This is a genomic window from Caproicibacter fermentans, from assembly GCF_009746625.1.
GTDB lineage: Bacteria > Bacillota > Clostridia > Oscillospirales > Acutalibacteraceae > Caproicibacter > Caproicibacter fermentans.
In genome coordinates this window covers 1-7791 of sequence record NZ_VWXL01000099.1, presented here as the reverse complement: position 1 = coordinate 7791, position 7791 = coordinate 1, and the positions used below count along the sequence as shown (strand labels likewise).

The following is a 7791-nucleotide window of genomic DNA, read 5'->3' as shown; positions in this document are numbered from 1 at the left end:
CAAAAGTGGAAATAAATTCAGGAGTATAGCGTTGAAATTCGACGTAATCATTCAGTTTGGAACGCCTCTTGAATCCCTTTTCTCTGAATTCCTCTTCCTGCGCCATTTGTTCAGAGGTTCCTTAGATTTTTTATTGGGGTTGAGGAGACAGTATAGATGTATTATTTAATCTTCTCGTACAGCATCTGTATCGAAAATTCTATCCAGTTCCTCGTTTGATGTTATGCCACGAACTTTATTCCTAATCGTTGTTTTTCCCATATCTAGTCGATAGAAATGTTCACGACCATCTACACCTTTTTTAAGTCGAATGAGCTGAATCCTGCCAAATACATCCCAATGCTTCTCTGCGAATTTTGCTAAACCCACTGCCTTAGGATAATTGTCTTTTCGGCTAGGATCGTGTGGTTCTAAAATATCAAAAACATAACCTTGTGCATCAGATCTAACAATAACTAAATCCGGGAACATAGGAGTGGTGACACCGCTGACTTCGTAAGGGATTTCTAGTGACCACTTTTTGCGGTCAAGATTACGTAACCAGCATACAGCACCATTGTTAAGCTCTTCTGTAATAACTCCGCTTTCCCATGGATTCAGTGATGTTTCAAATGTGCCGTCCTCTAAACAATAAAGATGCTGCTCAAATTTACTGCTATTATCTGGTTTAGAAAAATCAATAGAATCTGGTAATATCCATGGTACAGATATCGGTTGTACAGAAGCATTAGTTAATCTTTCATAGACATTCTTTCGTGCCTCGCTAAGTCTAGCAATGGATCGCTTGTTGTTTTCGTACAGTGTTATGAATTCTTCTTCAGCATAGTCATTAATCCTTTCCATTGCATCAGTATCATGTGTAAGAATGATGATTTCTTTTTTTACATCAATATGGTCTCGGGTACTATGACGAATCCAATATTCCTTGTGTAAACCCTCTCCCAACAACCTTCCAGCTTGCTCAAAATGTCGGGAAATATCAAAATCGGACATGGTCATTGTCTGTGTTTCTTCATCAAAGGAGTAGGCATTGTCTCCGTATTCAAATATCAGTGTACCGAGAGCAAAACCAGTAATTGAAGCCCCTCGAGTGTCAAAGTCTCCACTTTCTTTTATCCGTGAAATCTCACCATCCATTTTTGATAAAACAGCATTTTTAACAGTTTTCTGCGCCCCTAAGTCAATACCATCCATCGTCAGTGCACGTGAAAGCTGTATTAATAATTTAAGTGGTGCCTGCTTTCGAGATGAATCTATCCGATAAGTTATGAGGTTATCCATTGCCTCAAATACATCGGAATAGGCAAGGTTTCGTCCAAGTGTAACAAGCTCTTTACTAGTGCCTGTTTCGGTAGGCATAGCAGCCTCACTGTCACGCAGGGCATTAACTACATTCTTCACTGTTTCTTCATCAAAGTATGGAAGAAATAGGCTGACACTATTAAGCTCAGCATCAGAAGAAATCCGTCTTGCCAAAGGTGTACGTATCATACGTCCTAGCAACTGAGCAATATAAGTATAGTCTTGGGCACTGCGGAATGACATCATCGTTTCAGCTCGCGGGCAGTCCCAACCTGTGGAAAGATTCATTTTGAAAAACACAATCAGCACATTTTCTTCTTCTTGAATTCGGGATGCTTCAATTTGCTGAATTTCAACATCACGTACTTTAAGTGTGCCATGGTCATTAAAAGTATGTACTGCTTCTCCAGGCTGTAATTTGCGTCCCAGCGATTCTTCTAGTAAATCGAGGCAAGCCCCCAAATCGGTTTGGGTTGCTATACGATCATTCCCATCATCAACTTGAATAACAAGAATAGGGTTTATCATTTTTTCATCTTCGCGCTCACAGTAAGTCTTCCAATGAGTGCATTTTTTGCGCCAATTATCAATTGCCCCTTTAAACATGGTCATATCAGCATTAAATTGAATATCTGGATAGTGAATAATAATTCTATCTTTCAAAAGACCTGACTCACGAACCTGCTCAGGAGGGACGATGACTTTTTGAACCGTTGAAGTCGTTCCGGCAATTAAGTTATCAAATCTCTGAGGAGTTGCAGTCACACCTATAATTAAAGGCATGACGCAAAGACCGTCATCTTCACTACCCTTAATGAATTTTTGCATGATAGATTGCGCCTTATTTTCTGCTTGCACAGATGTATAAGTTCCCCTATGTGCTTCATCTATCACCACATAAAACTTTTTAGGAATCCGTTTAGCAGTATTAGTAAGGGTTTCCCATATGGAATACTGCCGCTTATCAGATGATGAAGTCAGTAGCTTATCAGAACCGAGTTTTTGTGTATTTAGAAAATAAACGTGACCACCTTCGAAATACTCAGCACTAAAGTTTGAATCAATAGTTACCAAGTCCCTAACAGGGATTTTATCTGATTTGCTTTCAATTTTTAAGCGTGTTTGCTCGTTAAGTTCTGGTGAATCGGAAAGCCAAACAAATACTGAATCTGGATCTCCAATGTTGTCCTCATTACCATAGAGTATTTCTTCAAAAAGAGTCGTCATAATAATAGTTTTTCCCGAACCAGTTGGTGCGGAAAACGAGATTATCTGAGGCTTATTTTCACGCCATACTGCATGAGCATCCTTAATTGCAGAATGCAGTTCACCAAGGGCTGTTTCCTGAAAAGGAAATAATATATCTCTCATTTATGAATCCCTCCTGCTTCCTAACACAAAGTTATCGATATAATCTCGATATAATTGATATGTGTTATTTACTTTTACTCCGGCAGCCATTTCCCGGAATGCTTCCTCGGAGTTAGTTACAAAATAGACCATTTGGATACCGTTCTCTTCAGAAAGCTTTTCGGCAAATTCTGCGAACCGTGTTTCATCGACTAAAATAGCAAAGCCATTTTGCGGAAGAATTAACATCTCTGGTTCTTCATTGTAATTTACTTCTGGTCGCTTTCCAATAGCTCCAGATTTGAGCCAAAGTAATGGTAGTATTTCGTGGAACTGTTGGCCCAATGAAACAAGATTTTTATCCAAGAATTCTAGCTTGAAGTATTCAGCATTTGCAGGAAAACCATCGCTCATTGGACGTTTAACTTGTGATGTTACAATAATGGGGCCTAGCAATTCTGAAACACGTGTCTTAATTGACTTGAATATGGCAGTCGATTTTGAGGCTATATAAAAGTCTGATATTTGATCCTGTTCTTCAATGGCAGATAACCACTCATCAACTGCATTTACATCAAAAAGAATTGATGCTGTATGTTTATTTGAAACAATGAATTTACAGTCTTTGGTTACTAATGATTGCGGCAATTGTGACTTTCCTTCCTTATTTCGAAGTAAAGAAACAATTTGCTTTTTTGCAGCTGCTGTTAATTCTGTAGGGTTATCGACAAAACTTAACTGATAGAATGAACGGTCTACTTCATCAGATACAGTCTGAGTAGTAAAGTACTCACCCGTTAAGACAGAGCTATCATCACGTCTTCCAAGGATACTATACTTTGTTCTAGGCCAAGTTATAGCACGACATATTCCATGTTTTTCCCATTCAATATCACCGGGCTTATAGCCATTTTTTTTCAAGGTTTTTGATTCATCATCTGAGACTTCGTTATTAGTTACTAAAATGCAGCGGCGGTTTCCGTTGTCCTCAGCATTAAGTAAATTTACTGCGTGTAATGTGGTACCACTTCCTGCAAAGAAGTCAACAATCAATGCGTCTTTCTTACCCGAAACTGCGAATGTTAGCGCTTCGCGGACTGCATAGAGTGATTTGGGATATGAGAAGCCACCACCAAGTATGGCCTTGATCATATCAGTACCGTGGGCTTCTGCATTACATAACGGATCTGTCCAGACAGTTTTAGGTGGTTCACTTTCCCTACGAAGAATTACTTCTATTCGGTCTCCTCGCCTTTCAACATACATTCGATCCCTAACAGTTTCTACAGTATCTCGTCCATATCTCCATTTCTTTTCTATGCCATTTTTATCAATAGGCCAGACATAAATGGTACCATCGTCATTGTGTTCTACTTATGCTGATGGATGTAATTCCTTATCAAGTAAATCACCGAAACCGATAATGTTATAATTCGAGTCTAAAATTACGGGATAGAAACATGTTGCGCCTTCATAACGACCTGAGGTACTTCCCCAACGTCTTAGATTATAGACATCGCCACCAGTATGCTGTTTACGGTAAATAATACTATCAGCTGAATATGAAAATATTGCATATTCGTGAGTTACAGAGAATTTTTTACCCTGAGTTCCACCGGGATTATGCTGAATGGTTACGCAAGTATGAGTTAGGTTTGGAAAAATCTCATGAAGAAGAACCCATAGATGCGCATATTCATTATCATCTATTGTAGTAATCAAAACACCATCATCAGCAAGTATTCTTTTTGCAATCTTTAATCGCTTTTGCATCATTGAGAGCCACTTACTGTGTCGCCAGTTGTCACTAGAATCAACATAGTTATTATTGTATTTCCAATCCCGCGCACCGGTGTTGTATGGGGGGTCAATATAAATACAATCAACCTTCTTAGGGTAGAGATATTCCAGTAACTGAAGGGCATGATAATTGTCTGCTTCAATGATTGTATGCCATAAGTTACTATCAGGTGCATTTTTAACTGAATCAATAGGCTGGAGGGTGGGGAAAATTGGCTCGCCAAATTGAGCAACTGAAACTAGCTCCGTGATTGGTATGTTCTCAGTATTACCAGTTGCTTTGTTACGACAAAGGGCAGTATCTCCATCTAATTTCAGCACCGTATATACATTATTAATATGGCCTGTTTTTTGTGCAACAGTAGAGCCACGTTTGATAGAAACCTCATAAAGTGGAGTGCATTCAGGGATATGTTCCTCAAATACAAGTCCAAATTTTTTATTTTTTGAAATGCGGGCAAATTCCTCTTCCAAGCGGCTACGCAAGGAAGTGTCCGGAATTTGGCGCAATAAATCATCAATTGCAGCCATTTCTTTTGATCCTCCTATGTTAATAATCATTCGATTCGTATTTACTCCACGAACGACCAAATAATTCATTTCCGTCCGATAAGCGTAAGATTGCTGTCGATTCTAAAATTTTATGAGCCTTTGTAGTTGTAGAGTCAGCTTTATCAAATGCAATAAAAACCTGACGTCTACTAGCCTGATAACGCTCCAATATGCGTTCCAGATGAACATCCTCGATACGCTTTAAAATATTTGAATCATGGATAAGTGCAGGGATAGGCCGTAATTCAAGTATGCTTAAATCGTACACAACAAGGCTTTTGTATGCTGTTCCCTCACTTGTATTGCTAGGTGTTTCAAAGATGATTCCCTTTTGGGGAGTAATATACAAAAGAGGAGCGGTCTCCTCTCTCTCAGTTACTACGCCATTTATTATTTCCATGCGCAGATTTATGTCATCTTGTATTTCCTCCAACTTTTCTGTTTGTTGCAACAACAGTTGTTCAAGTATTTGTTCCGATTCAGCTCGTGTTTCTTGAAGTTCCTTTTGATGAATTAACTCAGCTGTTTCTTCTTCAAGTTTATCGATGCTTTTAGACACATTAACACACTGGGATAGTACCCTCTCAGACATCTCTTTTGCAAGACCAGATTCTTCAATTTTTCGATTAAGGCGCGTAATCTCTTTGTCATATTCACCGATTAGTGGTTGTAATCGCTCGATTTCCTCATCCATTTCTTCACTTAGAATTTCTCTGATTTTTTTATGAAAATATTCAATCTCTTCAAAAGCCTTTAAATTAGTGTTTGGGAAAAAATGTACCAAGGAATCAAATTCACTTGCGGTGTCGACTTTGTTATCAGCAATATTGTTCTTTATAGCATTTAGCTGTGATTGGAGGCGATTACGCTTGCGAACAAAGATATTCAACTCTTTTTGGATTGCTGAAATTCGTTCAAACGTTTGAGTGTCAAATCCGAACAATGCTAATTGAGCTTCTTCACTATTTTTCATTAGCTTTTGAAGTCTATTCCTCAACGACTCTATTGTTTTTTGGTTACTTTCAATTTTCTCTATATCCACTTTCTGGCGCTGACGTGACTTAAGTTGTGATGATTTAATTCCGAGTTCTTCCTCCATACTTTTTATAGAAGCAAGAATTCTGTAATGCCCAAATAGCTTTAATAGAAAATCTACAGCTTTTTCATCCTGCTCACGTGGTTTTACCAGCAACGGATACTTTTCAAGTGTATTTTCACGACCATAGATACGGAAAAAACGCTCGGTTATTTCTGAAAATGTAAGGGCAGGAAGCTCAATTTTATATTCCTGAAACAGAAATTTCCGAAAATCTTCTAGCGATAATTTTGTAATGAATCGGCCCTCTTCATCGCTTCGATATACATTTTTAGGATCATCCGTACTTCTATAGAAATAGTATGGCTGTTCATCAAACTCGAAAGTGAAATAGATGATATGCGAACCTATTTCCTTTTTTATATCATCAGTTAGGGAGTAATAGCTTTCACCGCCGAATACATAATCTATAATCCATAGAAATGTTGATTTTCCGATTGCGTTGCTACCGCCTGCGCTACCTAAAACTGTATTTAGGCCTGAATTAAACCGGATAACTCGATGATCCGGTGCAAATTTATCACACTGAATTTCCTTTAACATAGCGAAGCACCCTCCCTTCCTCAATTAATTCAATTTTACCTAATGCAAACAAGCAATTTAAAGCACTCAGGAAATCAGCCATGTCCTTTTTACGAAAAGTTGTTATTTCAAACAATTCTTTAGGGGACATGTCCTGTTGTGCCAATACCTCTAAGATATCTGGGAACAGAGCAATAACGCTATTAGTATAAGGAATTACTTTATTTGGTAATCTCATCGAACACCTCACACCTTTGTACGAAGTAGGAGATTATAATCTCACACGCACCTCTATATTTGCGGCCTGTCTTTTCAAACAATGTTTCAACAAGCAGATAGTAAATTTCGCTTTGCGATATATGTGATTCACTTGCATCTTCATACATCCGCCTAACATTTCTAGCAAATTTATCAACGTTTAAACTGTTTTCTCCTGCAAGCCTATATAATGAATCGTTGACCCCTTCATATAACTGCCGAACATCTCCGAGCACCCGGTCTTTCAACCGTTTTTCGGTAATTTTATTTTCTACCTTAACAGGTTCGATTTTTAACTGTGTATCATCGGTTACATCCATTAAATCGACTTCCCGAAGTACTTGTTCAATTTGCTTCTCTATTACATATCGTGAAGTAGCATCTCTTGCCATCATAAGATTTTCCAAGTCACGCTTGTCCGAGAGTAAAGCCAATTTCTCTTCTTCGGAGGCACTTTGCATTTCACGTTCACAATCAACACATAGAACCACTTCATCAGTTTCTGAAAGGCGAACGACCTTAGCGTAGTTAATGTCGTTGCCTTCTTTTTTTATACCTAAAACTCTTCCGCACTTTTGGCATTTGCCCCCTGTTTCTGCAAGCAATACGAGGGAGTGGGCATCAATCGCAATTTCGTAAGCAGTCTTTGGAGTCAAATTACTATATGTATTAATAAGGCTTATGTCTAATCTTTTATCTTCAAAGGACTGTATGTATTCATTTGTTATCTCGCGAACACTACCCTCACAATTTCGATTTTCGACGTTAAGCACTGTATAAAGTAGTGACCTGAGCCCCGAAAACTGAGCCAATAGAAAAGTTAGTCACAATATGATAAAATGCAGATGGAGTGATTAACATGAAGAAACGGTTCAGCGAGGAACAGATCATCAGGATTCTAAAAGAACATG

At 38.4% G+C, this 7791-nt stretch carries 6 protein-coding genes; all 6 read right to left on the bottom strand.

Annotation, left to right across the window (positions count from 1 at the left end; genetic code table 11):
* Positions 1-165 precede the first annotated feature (165 nt).
* Entirely contained in the window at positions 166-2673 is a 2508-nt protein-coding gene (locus tag CAFE_RS16510; RefSeq protein ID WP_156991234.1) for a DEAD/DEAH box helicase, read from the bottom strand.
* The gene (locus CAFE_RS19805) at positions 2674-3918 is read right to left on the bottom strand and encodes a DNA methyltransferase (protein WP_207708896.1); all 1245 of its coding nucleotides are present in this window, start codon (positions 3916-3918) and stop codon (positions 2674-2676) included.
* Between the two features lie 108 nt (positions 3919-4026).
* Entirely contained in the window at positions 4027-4983 is a 957-nt protein-coding gene (locus CAFE_RS19800) for a DNA methyltransferase (protein ID WP_207708895.1), read from the bottom strand.
* A gap of 19 nt (positions 4984-5002) precedes the next feature.
* Positions 5003-6643 carry a DUF2326 domain-containing protein gene (locus CAFE_RS16500; RefSeq protein WP_156991233.1) on the bottom strand — a complete coding sequence of 547 codons (1641 nt, stop codon included), beginning with the start codon at positions 6641-6643 and terminating at the stop codon, positions 5003-5005.
* A complete protein-coding gene (locus tag CAFE_RS16495; protein ID WP_156991232.1) occupies positions 6621-6860 on the bottom strand; it encodes an ABC-three component system middle component 7 in 240 nt (79 codons plus the stop codon). The genes CAFE_RS16500 and CAFE_RS16495 overlap by 23 nt, the downstream gene beginning before the upstream one ends.
* On the bottom strand, positions 6844-7653 hold the full coding sequence (locus CAFE_RS16490; protein WP_207708894.1) for an ABC-three component system protein: 810 nt from the start codon (positions 7651-7653) through the stop codon (positions 6844-6846). Before CAFE_RS16490 ends, CAFE_RS16495 begins: the two co-directional genes overlap by 17 nt.
* Positions 7654-7791: the final 138 nt, after the last annotated feature.

What these genes read in the sequence shown, in the direction of transcription:
- CAFE_RS19800 (WP_207708895.1), bottom strand. Translation starts at nt 4,983, where the DNA reads ATGGCTGCAATTGATGATTTATTGCGCCAAATTCCGGACACTTCCTTG.
- CAFE_RS16510 (WP_156991234.1), bottom strand. Translation starts at nt 2,673, where the DNA reads ATGAGAGATATATTATTTCCTTTTCAGGAAACAGCCCTTGGTGAACTG.
- CAFE_RS16500 (WP_156991233.1), bottom strand. Translation starts at nt 6,643, where the DNA reads ATGTTAAAGGAAATTCAGTGTGATAAATTTGCACCGGATCATCGAGTT.
- CAFE_RS16495 (WP_156991232.1), bottom strand. Translation starts at nt 6,860, where the DNA reads ATGAGATTACCAAATAAAGTAATTCCTTATACTAATAGCGTTATTGCT.
- CAFE_RS19805 (WP_207708896.1), bottom strand. Translation starts at nt 3,918, where the DNA reads ATGTATGTTGAAAGGCGAGGAGACCGAATAGAAGTAATTCTTCGTAGG.